Below are 15,297 nucleotides of genomic sequence, written 5' to 3' on the forward strand. Positions count from 1 at the left end.
ACCGCTCCCTGCGCGGCGCCAATCCGAACGGCTGCCCCAGCGCTTCAGCCTGAAGGGCGACTTCGCCCCAGACCTCGGAGCCGGGCGTCGCAGCCGCTGTTCGACAGCCACGCGGGGCGTCCCGGTCTGCGGCGAGCGCCGTGTCAGCAGCTGAACGCGGGCGGACCAGACGGTTGACGCTCGTCTCGATAGCCTCTTCTGCCCTGACCGGCCGGCGCCATGCAAGCGTCCGCGCCCGGTTGCCGCACTGCCGCCTGCCATTCCCTAGCGGCGAGGCGGGGCAGCGCTGGGGGCGCTACACCCCGATCACGTCGACGAGCTCTTTCACCGCGTTGGCCGAACGCTTGAGGGCGGCGTCTTCCTCCGGCGTCAGGGTCAGCTGGATGATTTCCTCGACGCCGTTTCTGCCGAGCTTGACCGGAACGCCGACGCAGAGGCCGGAGATCCCATACTCGCCCTGCAGCATGACACAGCACGGCAGGATCTTCTTCTTGTCGAGGACCACCGCGTCGACCATCTCGACCGTTGCCGCTGAGGGCGCGTAGTACGCTGACCCCGTCTTGAGATAGCGGACAATCTCCGCTCCGCCGTCCGCTGTCCGCTGCTCGATCTCGCGCAGGCGCGCTGGCGGGATCAGTTCGGTCACGGGAATGCCTGCGACGGTCGTGTAGCGCGAGAGCGGCACCATGGTGTCGCCGTGGCCGCCAAGCACAGTCGCGTGGACATTTTCGACCGAGACGTTCAGCTCTTGGGCGATGAACGTGCAGAACCGCGCGGAGTCGAGCACTCCCGCCTGGCCAAAGACCCGATTGCGCGGAAAGCCGCTGCGCTTGAGCGCAAGCTGCGTCATGGCGTCGAGCGGGTTGGAGACCACGATGAGGATCGCGTTCGGCGAATACCGCACGACCTGATCGGTGACGCTCGCAACGATGTCGGCGTTGGTGCGGAGGAGGTCGTCGCGGCTCATCCCGGGCTTGCGCGCAACGCCGGACGTAATGATCACAATGTCGCTATTGGCGGTCGGCGCGTAGTCGTTTGTTCCGATGAGCGCGGTGTGGTAGCCGTAAATCGGACCGGATTGCAGGATATCGAGCGCCTTGCCTTGCGGCAGCCCCTCGACGATATCGACAAGGACGACATCGGCGTAGTCACGTTCAGCGAGACGCTGAGCTGTCGTTCCTCCAACATTGCCGGCGCCCACAACGGTGATCTTGGTCCGTTTCATTCTGTCCTCCTGAGCCCATCTGCTGAGTGGGGCGCGTGATAGCCAAGGTCGCGCAGCAGTTCACGGGCGACGACGACGTCGTCGAAGGGGATGCGACGCCCGTTCCATTCAAGCACCGTTTCGTGGCCGCGGCCTGCCACAAGCACGGTATCGTGCGGCGCTGCCTGCGCAAAAGCGCGGCGCATCGCTTCGCGCCGGTCGAGGCAGCGCATCACAGCCGGCTGGCGGCCGCTTTGCGCGATCCCCGCTTCGATCGCGTCCGCGATCTGAGCGGGGTCTTCGGAATAGGGGTCATCCATGGTGACGATGATGACATCGGCAAAGGCTGCGGCGATCTCTCCCATTCGCGGACGGTTGGCAGGGTCGCGCTCGCCGGCGTGACCGAACACCGCGATCAGCCGGCCGGGGGTCAGCGGGCGGAGCGTCGCGAGCACCGCCCCGAGCGCGAGCGGCGTGTGAGCAAAGTCGACCACAACCCGAAACGGCTGCCCCGCGTCGACCACTTCCAGCCGGCCTTTGATCGGCGGCATGGCTTCGGCGGCGCGAGCGACCGCCTCAAGCGGGATGCCTTCGGCGAGGGCGACGGCGGCCGCTGCCAGCCAGTTCTGAACGTTGAACTGCCCGATCAGCCGGGTGCGGATGGGAATGCGGCCGAACGGCGAGACGAGCTGGAAGGTGGTGCCTGCGGCGCTTGTCGCGATTGCTTCGGCGCGGACATCGCCCTGCGCAAGCCCGAACCGCAGCTGGCGGGCGTGAGCGGGGACGGTCAAGCGATCGCTCAACGGGTTCTCGGCGTTGCGGACGGCGATCCCGCCCTCCTCGAGCAGCGCGAAGAGGCGCGCTTTGGCGGCAATATAGGCCTCCAAGGTGCCGTGATAGTTCAGATGCTCGGCGTCGAGGACTGTGCAGAGTGCCGAGGAGAAGCGAACGCCGTCCAGCCGGCGCTGGTCGAGGGCGTGCGAACTCGCTTCGATCACGGCGCGCCGGCAGCCGGCGTCGACCATTTCGGCGAGAAGGGCTTGGATCGTCACGGCATCGGGGGTGGTCAGAGCGGTCGCATTGACGCGGTCGTCGCCAGCAACGATCCGGATCGTCGTCACGAGCCCGCTCCGTTCACCGGCCGCCTCGTAGATAGCCCAGAGCAGGTGGCTGGTGGTGGTCTTGCCGTCGGTCCCCGTGACGCCGCTGACGCGCAGCTGTCGCGCGGGGTGGCCGTAGAAGGCGGCGGCGATCTGGGCAAGCGCCTCGCGGGCGTTTGGGACGACGATCGCGGGAACAGCGGGCGGCTCCGGAAGCGCTTGGACGACGACCGCGACGGCACCAGCAGCGATCGCCTGCGGGATGAAACGCGCGCCGTCTGTGGTCGTCCCGGGCACGGCAACGAACAGGTCGCCTGGCCGAACGAGGCGGCTGTCAAACTGGATGCCGGTGACGAGCGGGTCGCCGCCGGTCAGCCGCGCGCCGGGGACGGCGGCAGCTAAGCGCGCGAGCCGTGCCGAACGCGGTGCAGTCACGCCGGCGCGCCCCAGGCGCGCATCGATCGCGGAGCGAGTGCCTCGCCGAGCGCGAAGAGGGCGGTGACAAGCAGAGGATACCGCGTGGACCAGCAGGCGGCGTGACCATCGCGTTCATGCAGCCCCAAGCGCTCCTGGGCATAGCGCCAGAGACCGGCGGCGGCCTCTTCGTCGCCCGCCTCGCGCGCCGCCACGAAGGCGAAGGCGCTATTGAGAGCTTCGTCGGCAATCTCTAGGAGCGCATTCGGCCAGCGCGCCGGCACGCGCGCCAGTGCGCCGCGCCACACCAGTTCGCGTCGGAAGCGAGGGTAGAGGGAGTCGAACAGCTCCGGGTCGACGGGAGAAAGAAACGCCATGCTCCAGGCATCCATTACCCGGACGTTCAGCGGGATGACGAAGTCGCGCTCCGTCAAGTAGGCGACCTGAAAGATCCCGCCGCGGCGGCGCACCATCCGCTGACGCACCCACCGGTTCCACGCCGTTACCAGCGGCCGGTGGTCGGTGCCATGCGCGGCATCATAGAGCAGCAGGGCAAGCGCTGCGTGCGTGTTGCAGGCGACGTAAACATTGCCCGGCTCGCAGGTCACGCCGTGGCAGCGGTTGGCGGCCATTTGGCGCGCAATAGCCGCGACAACGCCGTCGTGCGTGTACTCGTGCCGGCTTGCTGCCGCGTCGTCGAGGAGGAAGGGTCGGTCGAACCGGCGGTCGCCCGTCAGCCGTTCATAGATGCCGATCAACTGAGCAAGGTGGCCGCTATATTGGATGTTATGCGGGAAGATCGGGTCGAGCGCCGCACCTCGGGCGAGCCAGTAGCGCCACACCTCCGGCTGGAGAAATCGATCGATGAGGGCTCCGAGCGCTGCTCCTACTTCGGCGGCAGGGGCTCCGAGTCGCTCGGCGAGTGCGGCAAGCGCGTAGCCGTGAAACGCGATCTGAAAGCGGAGCCCGAAGTTGCCCGCCTCGAAGCGCGGCTGCCGGTAGGCAGACCAGTCGTTGAGCGGCCGCTGCGCGGCGGTGAGCAGATAGCGGAACAGCGCCTCGGCGTACCCCGCATCGGCGGACCGCCGGGCGAGGGGCAGCGTGGCCAAGCTGTTCCTCCGTTCCGTCGATCGGCAGGAAGTATAGCCGACCCCGCCCAGCAGGCTGCGCGCGCGCTGCTGGCAAAGCAGTCCGAGCATGGCGACCAAGCGCGCAGCGCCGATCGCTTGCCCGCCCTCGCTCGCTGCGAAGGGGGGGCAAGCGATCGCGAGGGCGTCAGGAAGCGGGACGCGCCCTGTCCGCCGCTTGCTTCAGTCGGCGTTCTGCGCGCCGGTGCCGATGAGATCGCGCGTTCTGCGGCAGACAGCCGTACCAGCGCGAGCGACCCGGGTGGCGGCGTTGCCGACCCGACTGGCGCAGTGCCGACCAGGGAGCGGCCGACCGCTGCCGCCCGCTTAGCCGGCGACCCCCTGCTCCGAGAGGGCATCCGACGGGGCGTGCCGGCGCGCTGCGCAGCAGCGGGCGCTCGCCTGACGAGCACGGCCGGCAGCGGTCGGCTCGCTCCCCTCTCGGCGCGGACGGCAGCGGCGCGCTTCTCCTGCTCCGGCACGCGGCTGCTCGCCGCTTATGCGTACTTGCGCCCAGCCGCTCCCCTCACTCTATTGATCCGACCGCGCTTCGCCTCTTTCGAGGGACGGCGCCTGACAGCGGCTGAGCAGTCGGGGGAGGCCGCTCTCTCCGCCAAGGCGTGGCGTCGGGGCGCACGCGCTGGCCGTTCGAGGCGGCGGCACCGGACGGCGGGCAGCGCATGATCTGGCTTCCCCGGCCGCTGGTGCGGCTGGCGTTTGAGCTGCTCTACGGTCCGCTGGCGCCGTGCTACGACTGGGTGAGCCGAACGTTCTTTCTCGGGCAGTGGGCCCACTGGCAGCAGGCCGCCCTCGCCTTCGTTGAGGGGCGGGTCCTCGAGATCGGCTCGGGCACCGGGGCGCTCCAGCTCGTTGCGGTTGAGCAGGGGCGCGACTGGGTCGCTGTCGAGCGCTCGGCCCAGATGATCCGGCAAGCCCGCCGCCGCTTTCGGCGCGCAGGGGTGGCGGCAGGTCTCGTTCGGGGAGAGGCAGCGGCGCTCCCGATCCAGACGGCGCGCGTCGACGGCGTCGTGAGCACTTTCCCCACCGAGTACATTTTCGCTGAGGCAGTGCATCAGGAGATTGCGCGCGTGCTCCGGCCGGGAGGGGTGGCCGTCGTTGTGCTTGCTGGCGCGCTCCGGCCGACGGGACCGCTCGGCGCAGTGCTTGACCAGCTGCATCATCTTGTGGTGGGCGATGCGCCCGCGCTCGAGGGGTTTCCTAGGTCCACTGGACTGACGTGGACAGCTCGGTGGATCCCAAGTCCGCAAGGCAAGGCGCTTGTGCTCATCGGCAAGCGGATGCCCTGACCTCTTCAGAGGCGCTTCGTTCGGGCCGAAAAGGGAAGTGCGGACGCGCGCACGCGTCCACACCCGTGCTCGAAAGGCCGCCATGCGCCGCATTCCCGTCTCAATGCTGCGTCCAGGCGATCGGCTGGGGCAGGCGCTTCGCAATGATCGCGGCGACATCTTGGTCCAACCGGGAGTTCCCCTCACGCCGGAGATGATCACCTCAATCCGGCGGCGAGGGTTTTACGCCGTCTATGTCCGCGACGGCATCGCCGATGACGTCATTCCGGAGGACGTGATCTCCGACCGGGTGCGGGCAGTGACGGTCCGCCATATCAGCGAGCTGTTTTCTCTCTCGGCCCAAGAGAAGAGCAACAGCCGCTCACGAACATCGGGGATCGAACTGGCGCGGGCGCGCAAGACTCAGCGACTGCTTGAGGCGGTACGCCAAGACGTCGATCTCATCTTGAATGAAGTGCTCGACCACGACATCTTGACCGGCATTACGGCACTGAAAAGTTACGACGACTACACCTTCCACCATTCGGTCGATGTTGCCGTGATCGCAATCCTGCTCGGCCGGTCGCTGCGTCTTCGTCCGGATGAGCTGCGCCAGCTCGCGCTTGGGGCGCTGCTGCATGACATCGGCAAGATGTTCATCCCCGCGGAGATCTTGAACAAGCCGGGCCCGCTGACGAGCGAGGAAATGCGCACTATGCAGCAACATACCGAGCTCGGCTTCCGCTACCTTGCGGAGGGAAGCATCGGCGACTACGTCGCTAACCATGTCGCCTTCCAGCATCATGAGCGTCAGGATGGCGGCGGCTACCCGCGGGGATTGCACGGTGCCAATCGGCTGCGGCGTGACGAGCATGACCGCTTCGACCGCACGCGGATCCATCCGCTTGCCGAGATTGCGGCGGTCGCCGACGTCTACTCGGCTTTGTCTTCTGACCGCCCCTACCGGCCAGCGATGACGCCCGAAGCGATCCGGGCGACGATCCGCCAGATGGCGGGGCGTCATCTCAATGAGGAAGTTGTCACCTCATTCTTCGCCACGGTCCCACTCTTCCCGGTCGGTGCGCCGGTGCGCATTACCGGCGGCCGATATGATGGCTACACCGGCGTGGTCGTCGAAAATCGTCCGGGGCGGCTCGACCGTCCGGTGGTTCGGCTGACGCTTGACCCGCGCGGCCAGCTGCTGGAGCCGGAAGAGTTCGCCACGCACACCGACCCCGACTGCATGCTTACGACCCCGCCGCCGGCGCCGGCCCCGCCGCTCGCGGCCGCAGGATGAACACGGCGAGCGAGCGCGATTCGAGGGGGTAGACCCCCATCGAATGGAGGCCGCGCTCATCCGGCCGCGCTGTGTCCTCAAACAACTCCCAGACGCCGTTCGCCGGAGGCAGGACAAAACGCACCGGCTCAGGCGCTGCATTCATCAGGACGAGCAGGGTGTCGCCTGTGACTGGTCGGCCGTATTCGTCGATCTCATTGAGGGACTCTCCCGAGAGCAGCATGCCGAAGGTGTGGAGGTCGGCACGGAGCCAATCATCGCTCGTCATCTCCCGGCCATCAGGGCGGAGCCAAGTGATGTCCTTGGGGCCGCTGCCGTTGGGGGAGGTGCCGGCGAAGAACGTCTGGCGCCGCAAGACCGGCTGGCTCTGCCGGAAGCGGATCATCCGCTTCGTCCACTCGAGCAGGTTGTGCTGCCACGGCTTGAGATCCCAATTGACCCAGCTGATCGCGTTGTCTTGGCAGTAGGGGTTGTTATTGCCCTGCTGCGTGCGCCCGATCTCGTCGCCGGCGAGGATCATCGGAACCCCGCTCGAGAGGAGAAGAGTGGCGAGGAAGTTGCGTCGCTGGCGATCGCGCAGGGTTAAGATCGCGGGGTCATCGGTTGGGCCTTCGTGACCGCAATTCCAGCTCAGGTTGTGGTCGGTGCCGTCGCGGTTATTCTCGCCATTTGCTTCGTTGTGCTTCTGGTTGTAGGAGACAAGGTCGGTAAGCGTGAACCCGTCGTGGCAGGTGACAAAGTTGATCGAGGCCCAAGGGTGTCGTCCGTCAGCTTGATACAGGTCGCTCGATCCGGTGAGGCGGTAGCCCATCTCGGGCGCGAGGCCGGCATCTCCTTTCCACCACGCGCGCACGGCATCGCGGTAACGGCCGTTCCATTCTGTCCAGAGGATAGGGAAGCGGCCGACCTGATAGCCGTCCTCACCGATATCCCAGGGTTCGGCGATCAGCTTGACCCGCGAGATGATGGGGTCTTGATGAATGACGTCGAAGAAGGAGCCCAGCCGGTCGACGCGGTGCTCTTCGCGCGCGAGGGTCGTCGCCAGATCGAAGCGGAACCCGTCGACATGCATCTCCTGCACCCAGTAGCGGAGCGAGTCCATGATCAGCTGCAAGACCTGAGGGTGGGGGCTGTTGAGCGTATTGCCGACCCCCGTGTAATCAACGTAAAACCGCGGTCGAGCTGGAACGAGACGATAGTAGGTGGGGTTGTCGATCCCGCGGAAGGAGAGGGTAGGGCCGAGGTGGTTGCCTTCGGCCGTGTGATTGAAGACGACGTCGAGGATCACCTCGATGCCGGCAGCGTGGAGGGCCTTTACCATGGTCTTGAACTCGCGCACGACGTTGCCGTCGGCGCGGTTGACGGCGTAGCGCGCTTCCGGGGCGAAATAGTTGATCGTGTTGTAGCCCCAGTAATTGACGAGACCGCGGTCGCGCAGCCAGCGGTCGTCGGTGAAGGCGTGGACGGGCAGCAGTTCGACAGCTGTGATCCCGAGCTCTTGGAGGTAGCGCAGCACAGGCGGCGAGGCGAGGCCGAGATAGGTGCCGCGCAGCTCCGGCTCGATTTCAGGATGAAGCTTGGTAAACCCTTTGACGTGCAGTTCGTAGATGATGGTCCGGTTCCACGGGATCTCGGGATGGCGGTCGTTGCCCCAGTCGAAGTGGCCGTCGATCACGATCCCTTTCGGCACTGCGAAGGCGTCGTCGCGATCATCGCGCGTGAGGTCGTCGCAGCCCGGGGGATAGGCGAAGACCGGGCCGTACCAGTCGACTTCTCCGTCGAGTGCCCGAGCGTAAGGGTCGATCAGCAGTTTGGCGGGGTTGAAGCGCAGTCCCGCTTCGGGATCGTAGGGACCGTCGATGCGGTAGCCGTAGCGCTGGCCGACCTTCACTCCCGGCAGATAGCCGTGCCAGATGTGGCCGGTCCGTTTCGGCAGCGGGATGCGCTCCTCCACGTCGCCGGAGAAGAGGCAGAGGATGACATTCGTTGCCCGCTCCGAGTAGATGGCGAAGTTCGTGCCGCGGTCGTCGGGGGTCGCGCCGAGCGGGTACGGCTTGCCTGGCCAGACCTCGCGCATGGCAGTCGAACCTCTTGCCAAGAGCTGAGAAGTGGCGGAGACATTCTCGTTCAACCGTAGCAAATCTTCGCGGCCGCTGCCCGCGGTTCGCATGACCTGCTCGACAGGACCGAGTAGACTTTCACTGTGAACCACGATCGCGCTGCGCTGTGGACGATGCTCGGCGTTGCCATCGGGTTTAAGTTCTTCGGCGCCCTTCTCATCCTCCTTGCCGACCAGTCGCACGAAGCAGTTACTTTCGTCGTGGCGACCCATTGGCCGTTTCTTCTGCCCTTCGCTGCCCTGCTCGGCCCGGGCGTGTGGTGGTGGCGGCTTCTGCGGGCGCGCGCGAAGCGCCGCCAGCTCATCGCTGCCGAATGGCGCGAGGACGACCTGCCGACAACCCCGCGCCTCGATCGGTGAGCGCGCTGTCCCGCAGAGGCGGGCCCTGCGCAGCGGCTGAAGTGCGCGGAGAGAGCAAGGTGTCAATGTAGTGGGGCGGAGCGGCCGCTCGCTCCGGACGGCGGGAGGGGTGCTGCGCTCTCGGCTACTCCCGCGACGCGCGATGGCCGCGCCGCCAGAACGCCTTCTCCGGGGCGCAGAGCGGAAAGGGCAGCATTCCGGCGCCGACGCGCTGTACCCGAGGCGCGTCGAACCTGCCGTTCTGATCGCATCCTATTCGCGGCCTGCGCTCTCCTCACGCTGCGGGGAGCGTGCTCTCGGCCGCTCTGCTGTCCGCGTTCTCGCGGCCGGCCGGGCGAGATCGGAGCAGTTGGGCTGCTGGGCGCCGCGCGGGTACAGGCTCGCCCGTGCGTGGTGGCTGCCGGTGACGCTCGTTTCGTTGCTGCTCGTTATGTGACAGCGGCGGGTGAACTCCCGCAGTCGACGGGAGTGGGAGAGCGGATGGAGGAGCGAAGCAGGTCAGCGTCCCAAACGCTGTCAGTCGGCACTAGAGCGGAGAACCGCAGGCGTACTGAACGTAGCAGCGAAGCGTTTCGAGTTCTGAAATGCTCAGCTGTTCGCCGGTGTCGCGCCAGCGGACTGTATGCTGCTCGGCCCAGCGCCGGAAGTCTGGAACTTCAGTCTCCCGTATGTGCAGGCCGGGAATTTCTCCGGTTGGCGGCGGCGTGGTCTCGACCAGCGTGTTCCAGAGCGATTCCAAATCGTCTTTGATCTCGGCTATCTGTTCTTCCGATAGCTGTAGATTTGGAATTTTGGGAAGCACCCGGAGGAACTCGGCGGCGGGGTGGGTTTGAATGAATTTGCGAGCGACGGCGGGGTCATCCACCATGTTCCAAGGAGGCTCACTCGGAACCGACGATTCTTCAATCCAACGCAAGCGCAGATTTTCGAAGAAGGCATCATCGCCTTTGCCGGGCGGGACGATGTAGCACAGCCATGACCAATCGTACCCCAATTCGGCGATGAACAGATAGCCGTCGCCGAAATTGTACCCTTTGAGCCTCACGACTTCTCCGCCAATATGGTCGGTCCACCCTGATGAGTAGAATTGCCAGACATCCTCTGCAAAGTCGTCGAGGTGCATATCTTCCTCTCGCAATGCAGAGACCAAGCTTTCGAAGCCGCCTGCAACTGCTGTGGAGGGCTCGTAGATCTCTTTGATGGAAGATTTCTTCACGCCGAGCTCTCGCCAAAGCAAGCGGCGAAAGCCGGCCTTGGTGTACTCACGGAACGGTTTTCTTCGCGCCATGCTCCCTCCTCCTTTGCGCGAGTGTGTCTGCTGCGACCCAACGCGGATCGTCGAGCGCTGCCTGAATTTCGTTGCCGGCAAGCCGTGCCTGCCGCTGATCGGGGGTGAGGGTATTGATGAACTCCTTTATCTCCTCGACGAGCCAGTCAGGCCACTTTGGATAGCAGCCCCATCGCTCATGGCAACGTCTCAGGCGCTGCGCCATCGGTCCCTCCCGGCACATCTGCGCGTAGAAGGCCCGGTTCAGCGCATCGGCCTCTGGCATGCTCCTGCGATAAGGCGATAGTTTTATCATAAAAATAATCTTATCCGATCGCGTTCCTCTTGCGCTGCGCGCGGCGCGCCGCTTCCTTGGCCGCGCGGCGGTGCTCGGCGTCGCGCGGGCTGGCCGGTCGAAGGCAGGAGGGCAGCGGCAGAGCGTTGTCGAGAACGCCGTCCATTCCGTGAGAGGGGAGAGCCTCCCGCAGCATGCTGCTGCGGACTGCGCGGCGCTCTCCGTCGCCGGCGCGCCGCAGCAATGGGAGTACCTCACCGGCCCTGTCGCGGAGCGCTGCTTTGAGGCCGGCGCGCCGCACGGAAGGCTGACGCGTCGCCCTGCGGAAGTGATCGGAATGGCTGCGGCATCACGACCGGTTCGGGCCCAGCACTGGGCGCGATCGAGCGGAACCATGCTCGCGGCGCCGACCGGCCTTTCACCGGGGAGCGGGGCGCGCGGCTCGATACACTGGGCGCGCGATGCTCTTTGCGGTCACAAGTTCACTTCATAATAAAATAAAGCGATGCGGTGATAGCGCGTGAATGCCGTCTTCTGTGATGCCTGCGGTTCCGAAAACCCCGCCGCCGCACGGTACTGCTTCAACTGCGGCGCGCCCCTTACGCGCGGGCAGCCTCGCGGCGTATCGCTACCCCCGCAATTTGACGAGGCGCAGGAGGAAAGCTTTCTCGCCCCAAACCGTCGCCCCTCGGCACTCATTGGCTTCCTCCGCGAAGCGCTGCTCTTGTTGGGGTCTTTCCTGATGGGCATGGGCGGCGCGACTTACCTCTTTGGCTCCTTGCTCAACGTCTTCGCCGCCCTTGTCTTCGCCTATCTCCTCTGGGGCGTCTTCGGTTTGCTGGGTGCCATTGCCCTCCTGCCAGTCGCCATGGTCGGAGTGCCGCTGCTGATGGGATTGCAGTACGGCTTGTGGCAGCCGCTGCTTGGCCCGCTCTCAGTCTATGTTGTCGCTTTCGTGGTCTATGGCGTTGGGCGGCTGCTCACGGGAAAACACGAACCGAAAGAAGTGACCATGATAATCGGGGTCGTTCTCGGCTTCATCGGCCTCTGCGTCGTATGGTCGTATCTTTCGCTGCTGGCGGGAGCAGTTGAGATTGTCAGCCCTGATGGAACTGTCCGCCCCCTCCTGACCCGCTAGCAGGAGGCGCCATCCTCGCTCCCCCTCTTCGCTCGGACCCTGCCGCCCGCTCACGACCATGTCGCTGCCAAATTCGCTTGTCTTTGGAGGGCGCCGCTTCTCCCGCTCAGCGCTCGGCACGCCATCGCCTCCTAAGCTCCCCGTTGCCGGCTCGTCGCGCTGGGCTCTCTCGTTGGCACAGTTCTGCGTCTGTAGTTCACGCGTCTTTTTAGGACACACGCGGTTTGAGGCCGTCTTGCTCCCGGGGTCGATCTCCGGGGAGTGCAGCACGTGCTCGGGCACGCTCAGATTGCGCGCACCGCGAACCTCTCTACCCATGTGATGCCTGTACTGCTTCAGGATGCAGCACCCGCGATGGCCAAAGCCCGGTGGGAGACGCCGGCGATAGGCGAGCTGATTGGCGAGCTGACGAGGACGAGGGGGCAGAGAGACGCGAGAAGGACGGGGGGCGTGAGCGTGACACGAGGGTGAAAGCGGGTGAGCCGCGTAGGACTCGAACCTACAACCCGCTGATTAAGAGTCAGCTGCTCTGCCAGTTGAGCTAGCGGCCCAGAACGGTCACCTCACAATCATACCGGATAAGAGGCGGAAGGAACCAGAGCGCCCCTAGAAGATCAATTCGCGCTCGACCGCACTCTCATCGAGGTCGAGCGGGGCAACACGATAGACGGTCAAACCGGGAAGCGGCCCCAGATCCGCGTCGCCGATAAGGATAAGAACGATCGGATGGCCAGCGCGCTGCAGCGCGGTGAGAACAGCGAGCAGCGGTTCGGCCGCGATCGCCGTGACACAGACGATCGTCGCCGCCCACGGCAGCGCGCGGCGCTCTTGGCGCAGCAACTCATCAAGCGACAGCGTGACGAAGGGCGACAGCTTCGCCAGCGCTTCAAGCAGCCGGATCAGCTGGTCGTTCCCGCGGCCCGGCGCAATTTTGAGCGGCCGGTCCGAGCCGTGGACCATGCCGTTCGCCATGATCCCAACCGGAAATCCCTCAGCCAGCGCGTGCGCAGCGGCAGAGGCGGCCACCGTAATCGCTGTCTCAAGCAAGTCCGGCCGCGTGCCCTGCCACGAGTAGTCCAAGGTGGCGAGGTTGAGCACAAGATACAAGTCAAGCGTCGCGGTCGGGTCAAACTGCTTCACCTGAAGATCGCCGGTGCGGGCGGTCGCCTTCCAGTGAACGCGCTTGAGCGGGTCTCCCGGCTCGAACGGGCGGACCGCCCGCAGCCGCGTGGGGTCCTCAAAAAGACGCTCGCGTGCCCGGTAGTCTCCAAAAGGCTGCTTCGCCGGCAGCCCAAGCTGATCCACCGGCACGATCTTCGGGTAGATGAGCAGATAGTCAAGGTCAGGCACCTCCCGTTCGCGCTGCCCGAACCCGAAGACGTCGCCCGAGCGGAGGGTCGCCGGTCCGAACGCCCAATACCCCCGCGCTCGGCACCGGAGCCGGTAGCGGCGGATGACGCGCTCATACGGGCCAAGCGAATACATGTTCGACAGCAGGACACGACGCGGTCGCGCTGAAGGAAAGAGCGGCTCCTCCCCGACCGGCAGCGCGAGCGGGACCTCGTCATCCACCTCGAGCCAGGGAAGCGGCAGCAGCTTGCGGTTCACGGCTTCCACTGCAAGCTCGATCTCTTCGCCGAAGAAAGCGCGCCGCTGGCTGAAATGGCGACGGTATTCGACCCGGTCGAGCGACCGCGTAATCCACAGGCGAGCAAGCCCCGAACTGACCAGCAGCAGCGCGAGCAGCAGGGCGAGCGGATAGAGACGAAGACCAACCGCTGCCAGCAGCAGCGCCACCGTCATCGGAACAAGAGCGCGACTAATCACGCTTCAACGGGGACCGGAACCGCGTTCACAATTTCGTCAACAATCTCAGCCGCGCTTCGTCCGCGCAGCCGCGTGCCGGCTTTCAGCAGCACGCGATGCGCCAGCACAAAGGGCGCGAGCCGTTTCACATCGTCAGGCAGGACATAGCGCCGCCCCTCGATGGCCGCAAGTGCCTGCCCGCCCCGATAGAGGCCAAGGCTCGCCCGCGGGCTTGCTCCCAACTCAATCGTCGGGTGGTCGCGCGTCGCGCGGACGAGGCGCACAACATACTCTTCGACCGCCTCCGAGACATACACCTGCCGCACGTCGCGCTGCAGGCGGAGCAGTTCGTCGGCGGAGACCACCGGCGTCAAGTCGACGACCGGGTTCGATTCGCGAAAGCGCACGAGGATCTCGCGCTCTTCACTCTCGTCAGGATAGCCGAGCTTCACTCGCAGCAGGAAGCGGTCAAGCTGGGCTTCCGGGAGAGGAAAGGTCCCTTCAAGTTCGATCGGGTTTTGGGTGGCGAGGACAAGAAATGGGCGGGGGAGCGCCCGCGTTTCCCCCTCGACGCTCACTTGGCGCTCTTCCATCGCCTCAAGGAACGCCGACTGGGTGCGGGGGGTCGCTCGGTTGATCTCATCAGCAAGAATGATCTGGGCGTGGATGGGGCCCGGCCGGTAGACGAACTCGCCCGTGCGCGTGTCGTAGATCGTCGTCCCGAGCACATCCGAGGGCAGCAGGTCCGGCGTGCATTGGATGCGCCGGAATGTGCACCCCAGGGAGCGCGCAATGCTCCGCGCGAGCGTCGTTTTGCCGATGCCGGGAACATCCTCAAGCAGGACATGGCCTTCGCAGAGGAGCGCAACCAGCACCAGATCGATCACGTCGCGCTTGCCCACGATCACTCGCTCGACGTTCTCGCGGACGGCATCGGCGACGGCCTGAATGCGTTCGACGCTCATCGCGCAAGCGCCCATCGTGCGAGGAAGTCGGCGTGGCGATGGGAGTCGCTCCCGCTCGTCTCCCCAAGGCCGAGGTCTGCCGCAACGGCGCGGAGACGGGCGATCACTGCCTGTTCTGCTGTCGCGTCGAAGAGATGAGGCGAACAGGCTGCGTACGGATAGTCGGTTTCCACGGCATCAAGCCCGGCGGCAGCAAAGGCGCGCAGATCGCGCTCGGGGTCGAACCATCCTTCGCGGATGCCGTACGCTGGGTGGGCAATCGCGGCGCGGCCGCCCGCGGCGTGGATCAACGCAATCGCTTCCGGAACGCTGAGCCGGGCGAGCGTCGTTGTCGGGCGGATCTGCTCGCGGAACCAGCGCGCCGCCGACTCGTAGGTCGGGAAGACCCCCCGGTCGAGGAGCGGCTGGATCAGGTTGGGCCGCATGAATGTCTCCCGCGGCGGAACAAACACCTCCTCAGGCCGCAGAACACCGTTCAGCTGGGCATTCACCTGCGCAAGCTCCTCCTCAGTCCGCCGCCGCCGCAGCGCTTGGACCCGGCGGCAGTGATCGAGCAGAGGCGGCGAAGAGGGGTCGACCCCATGCCCCAGAACGTGGATCTCGTGCCCGCGCAGCTCTGCGTCGATCTCAATCGCGGGGAGGAGGGTGATGTCAAGTTCTCGCGCGAGCGATTCGATCCGACCGGAGTCGAGATGGAACGCGCCGACCGTCTCGTGGTCCGCGATAGCGAGAACGCGAACGCCCGCCTCATGTGCCATCCTCACGATCGCAAAGGGGTGAAGGTCGCCATCGGAGAGGATGGAATGGACGTGGAGGTCGACCGCAAACCGAAGAATCCTTGCCTCCTGAGGACGGCGTTGTGCCATTCTATCAAATCCCCTTCGCTTCCTTGCTTGGAAGGATGAACCGGAGCGCCTAT

Annotated in this window: 14 protein-coding genes, 1 tRNA gene and 1 pseudogene; 5 read left to right on the forward strand and 11 right to left on the reverse strand. The window is 65.7% G+C overall.

The genetic code is table 11. The features are described from left to right. Positions 1-295 precede the first annotated feature (295 nt). The 3 genes from mdh to NZ773_06630 are packed head-to-tail and all read right to left on the reverse strand — an operon-like array spanning position 296 to position 3,827. Positions 296-1,225, reverse strand: a complete 930-nt coding sequence (gene mdh, locus NZ773_06620) for a malate dehydrogenase (GenBank protein MCS6801600.1) — start codon at positions 1,223-1,225, stop codon at positions 296-298. Then, positions 1,222-2,739: a UDP-N-acetylmuramoyl-L-alanyl-D-glutamate--2,6-diaminopimelate ligase gene (locus NZ773_06625; GenBank protein MCS6801601.1), complete on the reverse strand. Its 1,518-nt coding sequence runs from the start codon at positions 2,737-2,739 to the stop codon at positions 1,222-1,224. Before NZ773_06625 ends, mdh begins: the two co-directional genes overlap by 4 nt. Beyond that, a complete protein-coding gene (locus NZ773_06630; GenBank protein ID MCS6801602.1) occupies positions 2,736-3,827 on the reverse strand; it encodes a hypothetical protein in 1,092 nt (363 codons plus the stop codon). The genes NZ773_06625 and NZ773_06630 overlap by 4 nt, the downstream gene beginning before the upstream one ends. A 638-nt stretch (positions 3,828-4,465) precedes the next feature. Between NZ773_06630 and NZ773_06635 the strand changes: the two genes are divergently transcribed. Then, entirely contained in the window at positions 4,466-5,152 is a 687-nt protein-coding gene (locus NZ773_06635; protein ID MCS6801603.1) for a methyltransferase domain-containing protein, read from the forward strand. Between the two features lie 82 nt (positions 5,153-5,234). Further along, the gene (locus NZ773_06640) at positions 5,235-6,428 is read left to right on the forward strand and encodes an HD-GYP domain-containing protein (GenBank protein ID MCS6801604.1); all 1,194 of its coding nucleotides are present in this window, start codon (positions 5,235-5,237) and stop codon (positions 6,426-6,428) included. Here the strand turns inward: NZ773_06640 and glgX are convergent. Next, on the reverse strand, positions 6,379-8,505 hold the full coding sequence (glgX, locus tag NZ773_06645; protein ID MCS6801605.1) for a glycogen debranching protein GlgX: 2,127 nt from the start codon (positions 8,503-8,505) through the stop codon (positions 6,379-6,381). The two genes, NZ773_06640 and glgX, sit on opposite strands and share 50 nt — an antisense overlap. A 126-nt stretch (positions 8,506-8,631) precedes the next feature. Between glgX and NZ773_06650 the strand changes: the two genes are divergently transcribed. Next, on the forward strand, positions 8,632-8,907 hold the full coding sequence (locus NZ773_06650; GenBank protein MCS6801606.1) for a hypothetical protein: 276 nt from the start codon (positions 8,632-8,634) through the stop codon (positions 8,905-8,907). 526 nt (positions 8,908-9,433) lie between these two features. On the opposite strand, the gene NZ773_06655 is transcribed toward NZ773_06650, so the two are convergent. From NZ773_06655 to NZ773_06665, 3 genes are read right to left on the reverse strand one after another with little or no spacing between them, the layout of a single operon-like run. Next, positions 9,434-10,195 (reverse strand): hypothetical protein, encoded by a 762-nt coding sequence (locus NZ773_06655; protein MCS6801607.1) that lies wholly within the window; start codon positions 10,193-10,195, stop codon positions 9,434-9,436. Beyond that, positions 10,170-10,490 (reverse strand): hypothetical protein, encoded by a 321-nt coding sequence (locus NZ773_06660; protein ID MCS6801608.1) that lies wholly within the window; start codon positions 10,488-10,490, stop codon positions 10,170-10,172. Before NZ773_06660 ends, NZ773_06655 begins: the two co-directional genes overlap by 26 nt. A gap of 10 nt (positions 10,491-10,500) precedes the next feature. Beyond that, complete coding sequence (locus NZ773_06665) at positions 10,501-10,635, reverse strand: hypothetical protein (GenBank protein ID MCS6801609.1); 135 nt, start codon at positions 10,633-10,635, stop codon at positions 10,501-10,503. Positions 10,636-10,989: 354 nt separating this feature from the next. On the opposite strand from NZ773_06665, the pseudogene NZ773_06670 reads away from it, so the two are divergent. After that, positions 10,990-11,063: pseudogene (locus tag NZ773_06670) on the forward strand (zinc-ribbon domain-containing protein). A gap of 154 nt (positions 11,064-11,217) precedes the next feature. After that, positions 11,218-11,607 (forward strand): hypothetical protein, encoded by a 390-nt coding sequence (locus NZ773_06675; protein MCS6801610.1) that lies wholly within the window; start codon positions 11,218-11,220, stop codon positions 11,605-11,607. A gap of 478 nt (positions 11,608-12,085) precedes the next feature. Here the strand turns inward: NZ773_06675 and NZ773_06680 are convergent. The 4 genes from NZ773_06680 to NZ773_06695 form a co-directional block, all read right to left on the reverse strand. After that, positions 12,086-12,158: transfer RNA gene (locus NZ773_06680), tRNA-Lys, on the reverse strand. A gap of 55 nt (positions 12,159-12,213) precedes the next feature. Beyond that, a complete protein-coding gene (locus NZ773_06685) occupies positions 12,214-13,434 on the reverse strand; it encodes a DUF58 domain-containing protein (GenBank protein MCS6801611.1) in 1,221 nt (406 codons plus the stop codon). Continuing rightward, positions 13,431-14,378 carry a MoxR family ATPase gene (locus NZ773_06690; GenBank protein MCS6801612.1) on the reverse strand — a complete coding sequence of 316 codons (948 nt, stop codon included), beginning with the start codon at positions 14,376-14,378 and terminating at the stop codon, positions 13,431-13,433. Before NZ773_06690 ends, NZ773_06685 begins: the two co-directional genes overlap by 4 nt. Next, positions 14,375-15,244 carry a PHP domain-containing protein gene (locus NZ773_06695; GenBank protein ID MCS6801613.1) on the reverse strand — a complete coding sequence of 290 codons (870 nt, stop codon included), beginning with the start codon at positions 15,242-15,244 and terminating at the stop codon, positions 14,375-14,377. The genes NZ773_06690 and NZ773_06695 overlap by 4 nt, the downstream gene beginning before the upstream one ends. Positions 15,245-15,297 lie beyond the last annotated feature (53 nt).

The organism is Dehalococcoidia bacterium (genome assembly GCA_025054935.1).
Taxonomy (GTDB): Bacteria; Chloroflexota; Dehalococcoidia; order SpSt-223; family SpSt-223; genus JANWZD01.